The sequence below is a fragment of the Cupriavidus sp. GW823-FHT06D04 genome, from assembly GCF_058795055.1.
On record NZ_JBXAHL010000018.1, the window covers coordinates 73,484 to 90,086 of the forward strand.

11 protein-coding genes and 2 pseudogenes are annotated in these 16,603 nt (G+C 63.7%); 6 read left to right on the forward strand and 7 right to left on the reverse strand.

What is annotated here, in order from left to right:
- Positions 1–6 precede the first annotated feature (6 nt).
- On the forward strand, positions 7–1,248 hold the full coding sequence (locus AC1Q7H_RS21860) for an ABC transporter substrate-binding protein (protein ID WP_013952604.1): 1,242 nt from the start codon (positions 7–9) through the stop codon (positions 1,246–1,248).
- Between the two features lie 202 nt (positions 1,249–1,450).
- Here AC1Q7H_RS21860 and AC1Q7H_RS21865 read toward each other — a convergent pair whose 3' ends face one another.
- From AC1Q7H_RS21865 to selB, 4 genes are all read right to left on the reverse strand, one after another.
- A complete protein-coding gene (locus AC1Q7H_RS21865; RefSeq protein ID WP_013952603.1) occupies positions 1,451–2,038 on the reverse strand; it encodes a helix-turn-helix transcriptional regulator in 588 nt (195 codons plus the stop codon).
- Positions 2,039–2,565: 527 nt separating this feature from the next.
- Positions 2,566–3,984, reverse strand: a complete 1,419-nt coding sequence (gene pyk / locus AC1Q7H_RS21870) for a pyruvate kinase (RefSeq protein WP_211981110.1) — start codon at positions 3,982–3,984, stop codon at positions 2,566–2,568.
- A gap of 55 nt (positions 3,985–4,039) precedes the next feature.
- On the reverse strand, positions 4,040–5,128 hold the full coding sequence (gene apbC, locus AC1Q7H_RS21875) for an iron-sulfur cluster carrier protein ApbC (protein ID WP_013952601.1): 1,089 nt from the start codon (positions 5,126–5,128) through the stop codon (positions 4,040–4,042).
- Positions 5,129–5,173: 45 nt separating this feature from the next.
- A complete protein-coding gene (gene selB, locus AC1Q7H_RS21880; protein ID WP_211981108.1) occupies positions 5,174–7,087 on the reverse strand; it encodes a selenocysteine-specific translation elongation factor in 1,914 nt (637 codons plus the stop codon).
- Between the two features lie 439 nt (positions 7,088–7,526).
- Here selB and AC1Q7H_RS21885 point away from each other — a divergent pair, with 439 nt between their 5' ends.
- The 3 genes from AC1Q7H_RS21885 (at position 7,527) to AC1Q7H_RS21895 (ending at position 10,709) form a co-directional block, all read left to right on the forward strand.
- Complete coding sequence (locus tag AC1Q7H_RS21885; RefSeq protein WP_153955704.1) at positions 7,527–8,687, forward strand: NAD-dependent formate dehydrogenase; 1,161 nt, start codon at positions 7,527–7,529, stop codon at positions 8,685–8,687.
- A gap of 161 nt (positions 8,688–8,848) precedes the next feature.
- The gene (locus tag AC1Q7H_RS21890) at positions 8,849–9,898 is read left to right on the forward strand and encodes a Dyp-type peroxidase (RefSeq protein WP_013952598.1); all 1,050 of its coding nucleotides are present in this window, start codon (positions 8,849–8,851) and stop codon (positions 9,896–9,898) included.
- Positions 9,891–10,709 carry a family 1 encapsulin nanocompartment shell protein gene (locus AC1Q7H_RS21895; protein WP_153955681.1) on the forward strand — a complete coding sequence of 273 codons (819 nt, stop codon included), beginning with the start codon at positions 9,891–9,893 and terminating at the stop codon, positions 10,707–10,709. The genes AC1Q7H_RS21890 and AC1Q7H_RS21895 overlap by 8 nt, the downstream gene beginning before the upstream one ends.
- Before the next feature lie 62 nt (positions 10,710–10,771).
- On the opposite strand, the gene AC1Q7H_RS21900 is transcribed toward AC1Q7H_RS21895, so the two are convergent.
- Both AC1Q7H_RS21900 and AC1Q7H_RS21905 read right to left on the reverse strand, forming a co-directional pair.
- Positions 10,772–11,689 carry a bestrophin family protein gene (locus tag AC1Q7H_RS21900; protein WP_211981106.1) on the reverse strand — a complete coding sequence of 306 codons (918 nt, stop codon included), beginning with the start codon at positions 11,687–11,689 and terminating at the stop codon, positions 10,772–10,774.
- 159 nt (positions 11,690–11,848) lie between these two features.
- A pseudogene (locus AC1Q7H_RS21905) lies at positions 11,849–13,092 on the reverse strand (molybdopterin dinucleotide binding domain-containing protein).
- 360 nt (positions 13,093–13,452) lie between these two features.
- On the opposite strand from AC1Q7H_RS21905, the pseudogene fdhD reads away from it, so the two are divergent.
- Positions 13,453–14,226: pseudogene (gene fdhD / locus AC1Q7H_RS21910) on the forward strand (formate dehydrogenase accessory sulfurtransferase FdhD).
- Positions 14,227–14,234: 8 nt separating this feature from the next.
- On the opposite strand, the gene AC1Q7H_RS21915 reads toward fdhD, so the two are convergent.
- Positions 14,235–15,773, reverse strand: a complete 1,539-nt coding sequence (locus tag AC1Q7H_RS21915; RefSeq protein WP_211981104.1) for an FAD-dependent oxidoreductase — start codon at positions 15,771–15,773, stop codon at positions 14,235–14,237.
- A 56-nt stretch (positions 15,774–15,829) separates the two neighbouring features.
- On the opposite strand from AC1Q7H_RS21915, the gene AC1Q7H_RS21920 reads away from it, so the two are divergent.
- The gene (locus AC1Q7H_RS21920) at positions 15,830–16,582 is read left to right on the forward strand and encodes a DUF1345 domain-containing protein (protein ID WP_249221266.1); all 753 of its coding nucleotides are present in this window, start codon (positions 15,830–15,832) and stop codon (positions 16,580–16,582) included.
- The last annotated feature ends 21 nt before the right edge of the window (positions 16,583–16,603 follow it).

Consider the following 16,603-nt stretch of genomic DNA (forward strand, 5'->3'; position numbering starts at 1 on the left):
GACACCATGAACCATCGCCACGCGATCCGCCGTATTGCCGCCAGCGCCCTCGCCTTCGCCGCGGCGCTTACCTGCGGCACCGCCCAGGCCCAGCCCAGGGCCGCCGTCTCTGACGACGTCGTCAAGATCGGCATGCTGCTCGACATGAGCGGCCTGTATGCCGACGTCACCGGCCGCGGCAGCGCCACCGCCGCGCAGATGGCCATCGACGATTTCGGCGGCAAGGTGCTGGGCAAGAAGATCGAGCTGGTGGTGGTCGATCACCAGAACAAGGCCGACATCGCCGCCAACAAGGCGCGCGAGTGGTTCGATACCGCCAATGTCGACGCCATCCTCGACGTGGCCGCGTCGGCGCCGGCGCTGGCGGTGCTTGAGGTTGCAAGACAGAAGAACCGCATCGTGGTGTTCTCCGGCCCCGGCACCGAGCGCATCACCAATGACCTGTGCACGCCGGTGTCAGTGCACTACGCCTACGACACCTACGCGCTGGCCAACACCACCGCGCGCGCAATGGTGGAGCGCGGCGGCAAGTCCTGGTTCTTCCTGACGGCGGACTACGCCTTCGGCCACACGCTGCAGGACTCGGCCACCGCGGTCATCAACGAGACCGGCGGCAAGGTGCTTGGCGCCGCGCGCCACCCGCTGGCCACCAGCGACTTCGCCTCTTATCTGCTGCAGGCGCAGGCCAGCAAGGCACAGGTGGTGGGCCTGGCCAATGCCGGCGGCGATACCGTCAACGCAATCAAGGCCGCCTCTGAATTCGGCCTGACCCGCAACAACACGCAGCGCATGGCGGGCCTGCTGCTCTATATCAACGACATCCACGCCATCGGCCTGAAGACGGCCTCCGGTCTGGTATTGACCGAGGCCTTCTACTGGGACATGAATGAAGCCACGCGTGCGTGGTCGCGCCGCTATTTCGACAAGCTCAGGAAGATGCCCAACATGAGCCAGGCAGGTGCATATTCATCGGTGACACACTACCTGAAGGCCGTGCAGGCAGCGGGCACCGACGAGACTGCGGCGGTGATGAAGAAGATGAAGTCGATGCCGATCAACGACTTCTTTGCCAAGAACGGCCGCATCCGCGAAGACGGCCGCATGGTCCACGACATGTATCTGTTCGAGGTCAAGACGCCGGCCGAATCCAAGTACCCATGGGACTACTACAAGGTGCTGGCCACGGTGCCGGGCGAGCAGGCGTTCATGCCGATGTCGAAGTCGCAGTGCCCGTTGCTCAGGCGCTGATGGCGGCGCCGGTGGAGATATCGGATTGGGGCCCGAAGTACGCGAATGAAGATGGACTATGTGCCGGCTAGCGGCGGCATGCAACGTGGTGTCCGAACCCCGCGCCGATTTCCGACAAGCACAAATCCTAGTTTGTATCAGACAAATACAGACTAGGATTTGTGCCGTTGGAAACCATCCAGCGTTCGGTTTTCCGCTACCGCTAATCCCTGGTCAGGTTTTCCAGCCACAGGCTCATCAACCCGGCCCGGCCCCTGACGCCGAATTTCCGGAAGATGCCGGTCACATAGGAATGGGTCGTGGAAACCGCCAGACCGAGGCGCTGGGCAATCTGCTTTTCCGATGCGTCGGTCAACAGCAGCCGCAAAACTTTCTGCTCGTGGGGCGCCAACGGGACGGAAGAAAGCGCCAGCCCAAGGTCAAGAATGCTCTCCTTCTTCAGCGCAGTGACATCGCGGGCAACCCCGACGCGCAACCGTTCCGACTGGAGCCATCCGGCGGACCACATGATATGGACGGCACTGCCGTCCTTGTGGCGATAGCGGTTTTCAAAACCGATCCGCTTCTTTCCCGACATGACCTGCTTGGCCTCAACAATGGTCCGGTCCCGGTCGGCGGGCATGACCAGATCGATGATGAACTCGCCCGCCATATCCTTCGGCGTATAGCCAAAAATGCCCTCGCAGGCTGCGCTGACATACTGGATGCGGCCGCCCGTGTCGACCAGGAATACGGCGTCCAGCAGTTGGTCGGCAAACGCAGTGATGTCTTTTCCGATCTCGATACTCATGGCAGTCCTGACCCCCGATACTGGCGCTTTTACTGGCGCTTTTACTGGCGCTTTTACTGGCGCTTTTACTGGCGCCTTGATTGGCCCCTTCGCCCGGATTTCACCCGAACGCGGGTCAACGTGAAGACTAGACCACGCGCCAGCGCATGTACAGTGTTGGCGTCGATAAAACCGGGCGAGGTTCGCCAGCCGGAAGGCCTTTAACGGCGCCACTCATGCCTGCGCGCCGTCAAAGGCACCCTGCTGATTAGCAGGATACGACTTTTGCACGGTTTCGATACCATCATGGCCATCATTTGCCCGGTCTTCGGCAGGCCCCGCCGGGGGCTTCCAAAGCCGTAGTCAACGAGAGTCGGGGCAAATGAGCCAAGCCTCAGCATCGCCTACCCCCTTCGAGGGGGGAGTCGAGGTCAGGAGGGGAGCGGCCCGGCCCGCTGACGGAGGTGGCAGTGGCCTCTGTCAGCGGGGACCGTGCAACGCTGCGGCAATGCCCCGGGACGTACCTGTTCGGCGGCGTCCCTACCCCCTCATTGGATCTGCGCAATCCGCAGCAGGTTGGTGGTTCCCGCCACCAGGAACGGCAGTCCGGCGGAGATGACGATGGACTGTCCGGCTTCCCCGAACCCCTCCGCCAGCACAGTGCGGCTGGCCAGATCGGTCATCTCCGGCACATCCAGCACCTCGTGGCAGAGCACCGCATGCACGCCCCAGGTGAGCGTCAGCCGCCTCGCCGTCGCCATGCGGGGTGTCATGCCGAGGATGGGCACCTGCGGCCGCTCGCGCGCCATGCGCAGCGCCGAGTAGCCCGAGCTGGTATAGGCGACCGTCGCCGGCACCCTGAGCAAGCCCACGATATGCCGCACCGCGTAACCGATGGCATCAGCCGCGTCCGCGCGCGGCGGGGTGTGGGATGCCTCGATGGCGTCGCGGTACAGCGGGTCGGATTCCGTGCGGGAGATAATGCTGTTCATCATTCGCACCGCCTCCACCGGATACCGGCCGGAAGCCGACTCGGCCGACAGCATGACTGCGTCGGCACCGTCGTAGATCGCCGTCGCCACGTCTGACGCTTCCGCACGGGTAGGCACGGGGGCGGCAATCATCGATTCAAGCATTTGCGTGGCAACGATGACCGGCTTGCCGGCCTTGCGGCACGCGCGGACGATCTGCTTCTGCAGCGACGGCACCTGCTCGGCGGGCATCTCCACGCCCAGGTCGCCGCGCGCCACCATGATGGCATCGGCCTCGGCGACAATCAGGTCCAGGCTCTGGATGGCGGCAGGCTTCTCCAGCTTGGCCACGATGCCGGCGCGGCCGTTGACGATTGCCTTGATCTCCCGGATGTCCTCCGGCCGCTGCACGAAGGACAGCGCGATCCAGTCCGCACCCAGCGCCAGTCCGAAGTCTAGGTCGCGCCGGTCCTTCTCGGTCATGGCCGACAGCGGCAGCACCGCGTCCGGCACGTTCACCCCCTTCCGGTCCGAGAGCGTGCCGCCGTTGACGACCGTGGTCTCGGCGAAGTCGGCGCCGCACTGCCCGACGCGCAACCGGGTCTTGCCGTCGTCCAGCAGCAGCTCCACGCCCTCGCTCAGGGCGGCGAAGATCTCCGGGTGCGGCAGGCAGACCCGGCTGGCCGAGCCGGGCGCCGCACTGTCCAGGTCCAGCCGGAAGCCAGCACCGGCGGCGAGTTGCACCGGGCCGTCGGCGAAGGTGCCGATGCGCAGCTTCGGACCCTGCAGGTCGAGCAGAACGCCGATCGGGCGGCCCCGTTCGCGCTCTACGGCGCGGATGGCTTCGAATCGTTGCCGGTGGTCGTCGTGGGTGCCGTGGCTGAAGTTGAGCCGGAAGACATCGGCGCCGGCCTCGAACAGTGCGTCAATGAGGTCGGGGGTGCTACTCGCGGGACCGAGCGTGGCCACGATCTTGGCGTTGCGAAGGCGTCTCATGCCATTGCTCCATGTCAGCGCGCGACGGGAGCCGCGCGTAAATCGTTCACCCTGGTCAGGTGTTCTGCACGACGATGCTTGGGAACTTGCTGGTCATGTCGCGCGCCTTGTCGGCGACCTTGATCGCCACCTTGCGCGCGATGGCGCGGTACATCTCGGCCACCGGGCTGTCGGGCTCGGCCACCACGGTCGGACGGCCGGAGTCGGCCTGCTCGCGGATCTGCAGGTTCAGCGGCAGGCTGCCGAGCAGGTCCACGCCGTAGTCGGCGCACATCTTCTCGCCGCCGCCGTGCCCGAAGATATGCTCGACATGGCCGCAGTTCGGGCAGCAGTAGACCGCCATGTTCTCGACGATGCCCAGGATGGGAATGCCCACCTTCTCGAACATCTTCAGGCCCTTCTTGGCGTCCAGCAGCGCGATGTCCTGCGGCGTGGTGACGATCACCGCGCCGGTGACCGGCACCTTCTGCGACAGCGTCAGCTGGACGTCGCCGGTGCCCGGCGGCATGTCGACGATCAGGTAGTCCAGGTCGTGCCAGTTGGTCTGGCGCAGCAACTGCTCCAGCGCCGAGGTCACCATCGGGCCGCGCCATACCATCGGGTTGTCCTGCTCGATCAGGAAGCCGATCGAGTTGGCCTGCAGGCCGTGGCCTTCCAGCGGCTCCATGGTCTGGCCGTCGGCGGATTCCGGGCGGCCGTCGATGCCCAGCATCATCGGCAGGCTCGGGCCGTAGATGTCTGCGTCGAGCATGCCGACGCGCGCGCCTTCTGCCGCCAGCGCCAGCGCCAGGTTCACGGCCGTGGTGGACTTGCCCACACCGCCCTTGCCCGACGCCACCGCGATCACATTCTTCACGCCCGGCAGCAGCTTGACCCCGCGCTGCACCGCGTGCGCGACGATCTTCATGGTGACGGCCACGCTGACATTGCTCACGCCCGGCACTTGCCGCACTGCAGCAACCACCAGCTTGCGGATCGGATCAAACTGGCTCTTCGCGGGGTAGCCGAGTTCGACTTCCAGCGAGACATCGCCGCCGTCGACACGGATATTCCTGGCCGATCGGGTGGACACCAGGTCCTTGCCCGTATTGGGATCGATGACGGTGCGCAGGGCTTCGGTGACCTGCTCAGTGCTGACGCTCAAGACATACTCCGCTGCTGGTGAATGTAGGGAGGCAGTCGTCGCCTGTCAGAGCAACTCCAGCCAACGACTGTCCGTGCGCACCAGATGCCGGCCACGGTCGAAGCGCGTATAGCCAACACGGTCAAAGAATTCCAGGACCTGAACCGCACGTTTTCGTCCGAGTCCGGTGGCATTGCGAAATGCCCCGGCGACGACCGTGCCGGCGTTCTTGCTGGCGTCGACAGCGGCGAGCAAGGCCAGCTCGCGAATCGCCTCCGGATCGTAGAAGAGGTCGTGCACGACCTGAAACGTCTCGCCATGACGTGCGAGCTTGCGCATCAGTTGCCGCACCCTCTCCTCCGGCACGCCATGCGCGCTCGCCAGCTCGCGCACCCATGGCGGATCGAAGCGCCCCGCTTTCATGTCCTGCTGCAATGTCGCGGCAAGCGAGCGATCCGCATCGTCGAGCGTCACGGTGTGCTCGGGCAGGTGCAGCCAGGGCCCGTTCCTGATGATGTCACCGCGCGCGCAGGCGTCATCGACGACCGCATTCCACAACGCGTCTTGCGCGAGCGGCGCGGCGATCCTGCGCAAACGCGCCACCTCCGGGCCAAGCACATCCGGCGAGCGTTGGTGGAATTGCCGGAGGGCAGTGGTCAATCGGCCCGCCAGCGCCCGCCACGCCGCGCTGGACACCAGCAAGGCATCGTCGCCCGGAAGTTCAATCACGCGCGTGTCCCGCGGCAGTTCGATGGCCGCCGCCGGCATGCCGCTCAGCCGCTCCAGCAGCGCGCGCGACAGCCCGTTTGGCGCCTGCTCAAGCAATGCCCCGACCGAGCCAGTGTCAAGCATGGCCTGCATTGCGTCGAGCCACGCCAGCCGCGCCGGGGAACGGCGCTTGCGCGCGGGCGCGAACGGATCGAGTACATCTCCGCCGCCGATGGTGCGGCTAGCCTGCGCGTTCCGCACGACAAAGGGATCGCCAGGCAGTGCGCACACCGGCCGCTCGAACACAAGCTGCACGCGCGCGCGCTGCCCGGGCGCAAGCGTCGGGCCATCGAGCAGCGCGACACGTGCCACCTGGTGCTGCGTGCCCAGGTGAATATGCAGGGGCGCCCAGTGCTCCAGCGCAGGGGCGTCTGGCAACAGTGTCAGCATCACATCGATGCGCTCCGACGCCCGTGCCAGGCGCACATCGACCACCCAGTCACCGCGTTCGATCGCGCCCTTGCCGATGCCGGCCAGGTTCAGCGCGCAGCGCTGCCCCGCCCGCCCGGCAGCAGCAGCAGCACGATTCTGCGCATGGATGCTGCTCACGCGCACAGACTCGTTCTTCGGTGCGAGCAACACCCTGTCGCCGACATGGATGCGCCCGGACACCACGGTTCCGGTCACGATCGTTCCTTGCCCGGCAAGCGTGAAGACCCGGTCAACCGCAAGGCGGAACAGCCCGTCGTCGCGCCTGGTGCGCGACGCAGCCGCGGCCGCGTGCAGGTGCCGCTTCAACGCGTTCACACCCGGATCGTCGGCGCGCGTTGCGCAGGTTTCAAAAACCGGTGCATCCTCCAGCATGCTGCCGCGCCGGAACGACGCAATCTCCGCGCGCACCTGCCGCAGCCGCGCGTCATCCACGCGATCGACCTTGGTCAGCGCAATCACGCCGCGCCGGATGCCGAGCAGTTGCACAATGGCAAGGTGCTCGCGCGTTTGCGGCATCACGCCGGCATCGGCGGCGACCACGAGCAGCGCGAAGTCAATACCGCATGCGCCCGCGGCCATGGTGTGAATCAGCTTTTGGTGGCCCGGGACATCGACCAGGCCGAGCACGTCGCCGTTCTCGAGCGGCACGTACGCATAGCCAGGCTCGATCGAGACCTCGCGCGCCTTCTTCTCCTTCAGGCGGTCGGCATCCATGCCCGACAGCGCCCTGACCAGGCTGGTCTTGCCGTGATGGATATGTCCTGCCGTGCCGACGATCATGGCTGCGTCAGGTAGACCGGCAGCCTGACGCGCCGGAGACCATCAGGGACTGCCGCGGGAATATCCTCGTCGTGAACATGCATGGTCTCCTATCCTTATCCGAATGGCCGATGGGCTTGCTCAAGCGTGCATCGACGCCGCTGCGCTTAGTGTTCCTGCATCGTTGGAGACAAGATAATTGCCTGGCCACCTAAGGTAAATTCAGCGATTCTTTGCGCGCCTATAAGCGATGCCTTAAGTGACAACGGGATGGACAGATTGACCCGAGAGACCTGGCTCAGCATGGACATTTTGTCCATCGCACAGGCCCCGCAGCGCTTGCAGTCCGCCGGAAGCTCCCGACTACCCAGCGATGCTGTCGCAGGCATGGGCCTTGCTCAGCAGTCTGGATCGGCTGGCCGACCATTTCGCTGCAAAGCAGGAAAGGAATCGAACTCTCATGGCGAAAGTCCTATGTGTCCTTTATCCGGATCCGGTCTCCGGATATCCGCCGCACTATGTCCGCGATGACATTCCGGTGATCACGACCTATGACAACGGCCAGACTGCCCCGACCTCGAAGGCAGCGCTCGGATTCAAGCCCGGCGAACTTGTGGGGTCGGTCTCCGGCGAGCTGGGTCTTCGCGGCTATCTGGAGGGGCTGGGCCACGAACTCATCGTGACCAGCGACAAGGATGGGGCTGACTCTGCGTTTGAGAAGCATCTTCCCGATGCTGAAGTGGTCATTTCGCAGCCATTCTGGCCGGCTTACCTGACCAGGGAGCGAATCGCCAGGGCAAGGAAGCTGAAGCTTGCGCTGACTGCGGGCGTCGGCTCCGATCATGTCGATCTTGAGGCGGCCGCCCGTGCCCACATCACCGTCGCCGAAGTGACGGGATCAAACAGCATCAGCGTGGCGGAGCACGTCATACTGACGATGCTGGCGCTGGTCCGCAACTACCTGCCATCCCATGAGATCGCCTTGCGTGGCGGGTGGAATATTGCCCACTGCGTGTCACGCAGCTATGACATGGAAGGCATGCAATTCGGCACGATCGGCGCCGGCCGGATCGGTCTCGCGGTGCTGCGCAGGCTCAAGCCTTTTGGCCTGCAGTTGCATTACACCCAGCGGCACCGACTCAGCCCGGAGATCGAGCAGGAACTGGGCCTGACTTTCCACCCCGATGCGGAATCGCTCGTGAGCGCCATGGACTTTGTCAGCCTTCAGATGCCCCTTTATCCCTCAACCATGCATTTTTTTGATGACAGGATGCTCGCCAGGATGAAGCGCGGCGCCTACCTCATCAATACGGCGCGCGCAGAACTGGTTGACCGCGACGCGGTTGTGCGTGCGGTCAAGTCCGGCCACATTGCCGCCTATGGCGGTGACGTGTGGTTCCCCGAACCAGCGCCCCCGGATCATCCCTGGCGAACCATGCCTTTCAACCGCATGACCCCCCATATCTCCGGGACCTCGCTCTCCGCGCAGGCCCGCTATGCCGCTGGCACGCTGGAAATCCTGGAAAGCTATTTCGATGGCACCCCCATTCGCGAGGAATATCTCATCGTTGACGGTGGCGGACTTGCGGGCACAGGGGCCAGATCCTACAAATTGACGTGAGCGCCAGCGCCGGCGTTGCGCAATTTGCAACGGCGATTGATACTGCCTGGTCAGGAGGAAATGAAAGGCCAGAGGCACCACACAATTCGTGTAGGCTTATGCGTTGAATTCTCTTCCGTCAGCCCGAAAACCGTATCGGTTTCACCAACAAGAAGCGCCCGATGCCTACAAATTCCCCCGAACCGCAAGCAGTTTCCGGCACAGTCACCCGCAGCGCCATATTCATCGTTGCGACGCTCACCGACGGCGATGACCACGCCGACACCGTGCGCGCATGGTGTGCCGACGTTGCCGCCATCGTGCGCGCGGTCGGCCATCGCGTGCCGTCAGGCAACCTGTCCTGTGTCTGCGGCTTCGGCTCCGACGCTTGGGACAGGCTGTTCGGCAAGCCCCGTCCCGCGGCGCTGCATCCGTTCCGGGAGTTCGGCACCGGCGATCGCGTCGCCATCGCCACGCCGGGTGACCTGCTGTTGCACATCCGTGCCGATTCGATGGACCTGTGCTTCGAGCTTGCCACGCAACTGCTCGGCAAGCTTGGCGATGCGATCCAGGTCGTCGACGAGGTGCACGGCTTTCGCAACTTCGACATGCGGGCGATGATCGGCTTTGTCGATGGCACGGAGAATCCGGCCGGACGCGAGGCGGTCGATTTCACGGTGATCGGCGACGAGGATGCCGAGTTTGCCGGCGGCAGCTACGTCATCGTGCAGAAATATCTGCACAATATGACGGGGTGGAATGCCCTTCCCGTGGAGACACAAGAACTGATCATCGGACGCAAGAAGCTGTCCGACATCGAACTGGACGAAGAGATCAAACCCTCGTCATCGCACAGTTCGCTGACAACGCTGGTCGAGAACGGGCAAGAGGTGAAGATCTTGCGTGACAACATGCCATTCGGGCGCCCGGGAGCGGGCGAGTTCGGCACCTACTTCATCGGCTACGCCCGTTCGCCCGCGCCGATCGAGAAGATGCTCGAGAACATGTTCGTCGGATTGCCGCCCGGCAATTACGACCGGCTGCTCGACTTCAGCAAGGCAGTCACCGGCAGCCTGTTCTTTGTGCCGTCGGCCGACCTGCTTGAAGGGCTTGCGGACCGCGAAGCCCCTGCTGTCAGTGATAGCCAACCGGCGCCCTCACCGTCGGCCGCACCGCACCGGGAAGGCTCATTGAATATCGGATCGCTCAAAGGGAACCGTGAATATGAATAACCTGCACCGCGAACTCGCCCCAATCACCAGCGCCGCATGGTCTCAAATTGAAGAGGAAGTGGCGCGCACCTTCAAGCGTTCCGTCGCCGGACGGCGCGTGACAGACGTGATCGGCCCCGGCGGCCCCGAACTGGCCGGCGTGGGTACCGGGCACCTGCTGGACCTCGAGGCGCCGCTGCAGGGCGTCGGCGCGAAGCTGCGCGAGGTCAGGGCCCTGGTCCAGCTAACCGTGCCGTTTGAACTCCAGCGCGAAGCGATCGACAGCGTCGAGCGCGGCGCGCGCGACTCCGACTGGCAGCCAGCCAAGGAAGCGGCCAAACAGCTTGCCTTTGCGGAGGATCGTGCCATCTTCGACGGCTATCGGCAGGCGGGCGTCGTTGGCATCCGCCAAGGCTCGTCGAATCCGAAGTTCACGCTGCCGGCCGACGTCAACCAATATCCGCAGGTGATCAGCGATGCGCTCGAGGCGTTGAAGCTGGCGGGCGTCGACGGCCCCTACTCCGTGCTCCTTGGCGCCGACGCATACACCGCACTCGCGGGCGGTCGCGACCAGGGCTACCCGGTCATTGACCACATCAAGCGGATCGTCAGCGGCGAGATCATCTGGGCGCCGGCGATCAGCGGCGGCAGTGTACTGTCGACCCGCGGCGGTGACTACGCCTTGCACCTTGGCGAGGATCTCTCGATCGGCTATAGCAGCCATACGGAGCAGGTGGTACGGCTGTACCTGCGTGAAACGCTGACGTTCCTGATGCTGACGAGCGAGGCATCGGTTCCGCTTGAACTGACAGGGCAAGCACCCGGAAAATAATGCTTGTCGATTGAGCCGGCGCGGTCCGTTTCGGCGCGCCGGACTGACTGCAGCGCCGCCCCCTACGTCAGTTGATACTGACGGTCCGGTAATTTCTCCTCGGGAATCTCCCGATTGGACAGCTCCAGCAGCGAGCGCTCGATATTGCGTGCGATGGCATCGGGTGCCAGAGCGTTGGGCGCCTCGCTGAACGGCTCGGACACTTCGTCGGCGATTGCTTCCAGCGCGATCAGCGTGTAAGCAACAAAGACGCAGATGATTGGCGTGAACAGCTCGGTCGAATCCACCAGGCCAAATGGCAGCATGATGCAACAGGTGTACACGGTGCGATGCAGCAGGACCCCGTAGGAAAACGGGATCGGGGTGGATGCAATGCGCTCGCACCCGCCGACCGTCGTCGCCAGTTCGTTGATCTGGGCATCAAGCATCCAGAGCTTGTTCTCCGAGATCACGGCACGAAATTGCAGGCGCGAGAGTCTATGGCGTACCTCATTGAGGATTGCCGTCGGCCGATAGTGCTTGGAACGCAAGGCCTCCATCGCGTCGCGCCCGACAAGCCGAGCCAGATCCTGGGTCGGGTCCGTCTTGCGAAGCTCATGCTTTAGCGAATAGGCAAACGCAATCAGATGATTGACCAGCTGGATCCGATCCTCACTGCGGTCCTCGGGGAGATAACACAGTATCTGCGAGGTGAGCGAGCGTGAGGCGATGAGCACGTACCCCCAAAGGTAGCGTGCTTCTTTGAAGCGTTCGTAGCTGGCATTGTTCCGGAACGCAAGAAAGATGGTCAGCGCCACGCCAAAGAGCGTGAAAGGGGCGGTATTGAGCGGGATCTTTTCGCCCAGTATCCGCCCTTGGGTCAGGACAGCGATGCCGCTGACAAGAGCCAGGAAGAGCAGCTGCGGAATGATGGTCTGCAAGACTGACCCGCTCCATACGAACAGCATGCTGAACCAGTTTCTCTTTGGCCGTACGATCATGATTTTTCTTGTGGGGAAGCTTTATCTCAGAACAGACTGCATACGAGTTCAGTGACTTGCTGGGTCAGGTCATGCATGTATCGTGTCGCCGGACAACGCCCTCCTCCCACGCCAAATCTCGTGCCGCGCTTCGCCAGGTCGCCAGAAGCTCGCCCCGGGTTACGTCACCTCCACACGCAACACCCGTGCGGGAATGAACTTGTACGATGGCGTTCCGCTTTCCTTGTCAATGTAGTCCAGTGGCACCAGCACATTCGCCTCCGGGTAATACGCCGCCACGGAACCCCGTGCGATGTTTGCATAAGCGATCGCAGTGATCTTCTTCAAGCGCAGTTGCCTGCCGGTTACGATGGTCTCGATGTCGACCCGGTCACCATGCTCCAGTCCGCGTGCCGCCATGTCGTCTTCATGCATGAACAGCACATCGCGCCGCCCGAATACGCCTCGATAGCGATCATCCAGCGCATAGATCGTGGTGTTGTGCTGGTCGTGGCTGCGGATCGTCATCAGGCGCAGGACATTTTCTCCGCCGAGGACGTCGGCGTCCTCTTTCACCCCGCCATACACGGAGAACATCGCTTTCCCAGTCGGCGTCGGCCACTTGCGCTCGGTCGGCGGAAGCGGCAGGCGGAAGCCACCCGGCGTCCGGATGCGTGCGTTGAAGTTCTCGAAGCCGGGCACGGTCTCGAGCTTCCCCATCGCGGGAAAGGACTGTCCGGAATCGGGCAGCGCTACCGCGAAGTTGGGGATCCGCGAACCGTTCGAGCGCGCGCTCGCGCAGCGGATTGAACACGACGACGGGGACGTTGCGCCGTGCGGCTTCATGAAGCGTTCCCATCATTCTGGGGTGATTCGTCCCGGGATTGTGGCCGATGGAGATGATGAGCTCGCAACTGTCGAAGTCTTCCAGCGACACCGCGCCTTTGCCGATTCCGATCGATTGTGGCAAGGCGACGCTGGTGGGCTCGTGACACATGTTCGAGCAATCGGGGAAATTGTTCGTGCCATACTCCCGTGCGAACAGCTGGAACAGAAAAGCTGCCTCGTTCGATGCCCTGCCCGACGTATAGAACTCGACCTGGTCGGGCGACAGCCCACGCAGGATTTCACCGATTCGGGCGAATGCCGCGCCCCAATCGACCGCCCGGAATGTGTCAGTGGCACGATCGTAGACCCGCGGATGGGTAAGCCGCCCCATATCCTCCAGCTCAAAATCCCTTGTCCGGCCACGCGCAGCCCGGACAATCGAAGCCATCGGGCTGATTGGTCCGGAGCAGCGTGATCCGCGCCTTGACGCTATCCATTTGCAGCCGTATGGCTTGAGTCGTTGCGCGAAGCGCACCCCAACCACCAGCGGGTCCGTCATACGGCCTGATGCCAGGCACTTCCCGTCGAGTAGCCATGTCTGCTCCATGAACGTGAACCGGTCCCCTGGGGGCGAAAGCCGCCCGTGCCGCAAGGCGAGCTTTTCATAAAAATTGACTCGGCCTACCGCTCGGCAAGTAGCGGTTACAAATAGCGCTGCCCTCCCCAATGCATGTTTGACAGCTCACAAATGCTCGCAGCAAATGGTCTATTCGATTCATGACGGCGCAGGCTGCTGAACCCGGCTATTCTGGTTAGTCGTAGGCTGCGCTGCAGCGATCGCGACAATGGACTTGGCCTCGAAGTTGATAGCGCCATCCATGACCACGACTGCACGGAAAACACATTGCGGAGAGGCGATGAGGCGGGATTCGCCAGTGGAAGGCAGTAGCGCCGGCATGGAAGAGGTACGTCATGGCACCATGAGGTCCGAGGACGACCGCCTTGCCGAAGAAACGCCAGTCGCGCTCGAATACAACGGCATCTCGCATGCGGTCATGCTGGCCACGCCCGCCGATTTCGATGACTTCGCGATCGGCTTCAGCCTTAGCGAAGGCATTGTCGACAACGCCTGCGAGTTCTACGGTATCGACGTGGAAGCCGGCGGGAACGGCGTGACAGTCAAGATAGAGATCGCCTCCGCCGCCTTCGCCAGGCTGAAGACCCGGCGTCGCGCGCTGGCGGGGCGTACCGGCTGCGGCCTGTGCGGCACCGAGTCGCTTGAAGACGTCATGCGCCTGCCGTAGCCGGTGCAGAGCACGGCCATCTTCGACCCGTCTGTCTTCGACGCGGCGTTCGCCGCCTTGCACAACCGCCAGACGCTGCTGCGCGATACCGGAGCGACCCACGCAGCGGGATGGCTGCGCGCGGATGGCACGCTGGTCCTGGTGCGCGAGGACGTGGGGCGCCACAATGCGCTCGACAAGCTGGCGGGCGCACTGGCAAGCGGCACTGAGGATACCAAGAGCGGCGCGGTGATTGTCACCAGCCGGGCCAGCTACGAGATGGTGTTCAAGACGGCATCGATCGGCGCCGGGATTCTTGCTGCGGTGTCCGGCCCAACGGCACTGGCCGTGCGGATGGCGGAATCCACGGTGGTGACGCTGGCCGGTTTTGTGCGCAGTGGCAGCCTGGTCGTCTACTCACATCCCGAACGCCTGCGTATTGCCTAGGTTGCCGATCACGCCCCGGATCCTGTCGCCTCCTGCTCGAATGCGGCCTCCGCCCGAAGGCTCGCCAGGTCGCGCCCGACCGTGGCGACCGCAAGCCGCTTGTCCTTGCTCCAATAGGTCACCGTACAGTCATGCGCGGCGGGATCGCCGTCGACATCCAGGCGATCCCATTGCTCCGCATGGCCTACGTAGTTGATGGCCACATCATAGTGCTGGGTCCAGAAGAATGGCACGGCCGCAAAGCGTTTGCGCTGTCCCAGGATATTCCGCGCTGCCACCACGCCCTGGCGCTCGGCGACCACCCAGTGTTCGACGCGGATACGCTGGCCCGTTCCCGGGTCAGGCCAGCGCGCAATATCGCCCGCGGCATAGATGCCAGGTTCGCTCGTCTGGAGAAATTCATCGACCGCCACGCCCTTGTCCAGCGCGAGGCCGGCGTCCTGCGCCAAGGCCACGTCGGGGCGAACGCCAATCCCGGTCACGACCAGATCGGCGGCCAGCTCCGTGCCGGTCGACAATTTCACCCGATCCGGCTGAATCTCCGCCACCGTGGCCCCGAGATGGAACGTTACCCCGTGCGATTCATGAAGCGCCTTGATCATGCCGCCGAGCGCCGCACCCAGGACCCGCTCCATCGGATGCGCTTCGGGCGCGACAACATGCACTTCCAGGCCTCGCGTTCGCAGCGCTGCCGCGACTTCCATCCCGATAAAGCTTGCGCCCACCACGACGCATCGGCATGCCGTGCCGAGACGCGCGATCAATGCGTCGCAGTCGGCCAGCGTACGGAGCACGCCCACGTGCGGCAAGGATGCGCCAGGAACGTCGAGCCGTATCGGCACGGCACCGACGGCAAGCAGAAGCGCGCCGTAGCTCACGTTGCTGCCATCCGAGAGCGTGACGGATTTTTGCGCGGGGCTGAGCTTGACGACACGGTTGTCGGCGCGCACATCGATGTCGTGATCCGCGTAGAACGTCGGTGGCCGCATTGGCAGCCAGTCCGCGTTTGCCGTCCCGGCGAGGTAGTCTTTCGATAGATTCGGCCGGTCGTACGGCAATGAACGATCGGCGCTCAACAGCGTGACGGGGCCGCTATAGCCTTCCCGGCGCAGGGTTTCGACCGCGGCAGTCCCGGCTGCGCCGCCGCCGATGATTACCACGGATTCAGGGAGTTGGGCGGCGGCAAGTCGCGGTGGCTGCACCGCCGGCAGCGCTTCGCGGACGAAGGCCTTTCCGTCTTGCTGTTCCACGCGCCAGCATTTCAAATCGTCCTGGGCGGGCGGCCCCAGGACCGCGCCGGTACGAAGACTGAAGCAGGCGTGATGCCATGGACATCGGATCGTGTCGCCGACCAGCAGGCCGTCCGCCAGAGGCGCCCCATAGTGGGTACAGGTCGCACCGATGGCAAACAGTTCATCAGCCCGTCGCACAAGCAAGACCGGTTCGCCGCCAATCTGGCCTGTCACCATGCCGCCATCAGCAAGGTCAGCCAGCGGCACGCCCTGGGCGAGATCGCATTCATCCTTGGAGGAAGAGCTTTTGGTCATGGCGTCTCTCCTTGCCGGTCATGGCACAGGGCCATTATCGACCTCGATACCGTCAAATGAAAGGCGCATGCAGCGTTACAAACTGCGCCACGGCACGGATATTATTCACGGGTGACCAGCCTCCTTTCCTGACGAAGGGTCATCCGGATAACTGCCCCATGAACAGACCCTCCCGCTTCGCTATCGGCAAGCGCATTGCACCCGCACGCTTTCTGCTGTGCGGCGCCATATTGATTGTTGCGACCTTCGCCGCGGGTGCGCTCGGCGCAGAGCCACGTATTGCGCTGCTGATCGGCTTCGATCTCGCGGCCCTTGTCTTCCTTGGCGCCGCGCTGCCGCTGTTGCGCGCCGATGCTGCGGCCATGCGGCGTACAGCGGAGTACAACGATGCCAACCGCACCGCGCTGCTCGCGATCACCGTGCTGCTCTCGATGGTGATCCTGGTCGCGATCGGCACGCTGATCGCGCGCCCCGAGACACCGCACTGGGCCGACATCGCGCTGATCGTCGCCACGCTCATCCTGTCCTGGCTTTTTGCCAACACCGTTTTCACGCTGCACTATGCGCATCTCTACTATCTCCAGACCGCCACCGGCGACCAGGGCGGGCTGCAGGTGCCGGGCGTTAAGGACCCCAGCTATTGGGACTTCCTCTATTTCAGCTTCACGCTGGGCATGACTTTCCAGACGTCTGACGTGACTATCGCCGGCGCCCACATGCGCAGGGTGGTCCTGGGCCACTGCGTGGCCGCGTTTCTGTTCAACATGGGGATTTTGGCGTTCACCGTGAACGCCCTGGGTGGCTTGTAGGCGACTTGACCACGCGGCCAA

Coding starts and splice junctions, on each gene's coding strand:
- AC1Q7H_RS21860 (WP_013952604.1), top strand. CDS start 7: ATGAACCATCGCCACGCGATCCGCCGTATTGCCGCCAGCGCCCTCGCC.
- AC1Q7H_RS21865 (WP_013952603.1), bottom strand. CDS start 2,038: ATGAGTATCGAGATCGGAAAAGACATCACTGCGTTTGCCGACCAACTG.
- pyk (WP_211981110.1), bottom strand. CDS start 3,984: ATGAGACGCCTTCGCAACGCCAAGATCGTGGCCACGCTCGGTCCCGCG.
- selB (WP_211981108.1), bottom strand. CDS start 7,087: ATGATCGTCGGCACGGCAGGACATATCCATCACGGCAAGACCAGCCTG.
- AC1Q7H_RS21885 (WP_153955704.1), top strand. CDS start 7,527: ATGGCGAAAGTCCTATGTGTCCTTTATCCGGATCCGGTCTCCGGATAT.
- AC1Q7H_RS21890 (WP_013952598.1), top strand. CDS start 8,849: ATGCCTACAAATTCCCCCGAACCGCAAGCAGTTTCCGGCACAGTCACC.
- AC1Q7H_RS21895 (WP_153955681.1), top strand. CDS start 9,891: ATGAATAACCTGCACCGCGAACTCGCCCCAATCACCAGCGCCGCATGG.
- AC1Q7H_RS21900 (WP_211981106.1), bottom strand. CDS start 11,689: ATGATCGTACGGCCAAAGAGAAACTGGTTCAGCATGCTGTTCGTATGG.
- AC1Q7H_RS21915 (WP_211981104.1), bottom strand. CDS start 15,773: ATGACCAAAAGCTCTTCCTCCAAGGATGAATGCGATCTCGCCCAGGGC.
- AC1Q7H_RS21920 (WP_249221266.1), top strand. CDS start 15,830: ATGAAAGGCGCATGCAGCGTTACAAACTGCGCCACGGCACGGATATTA.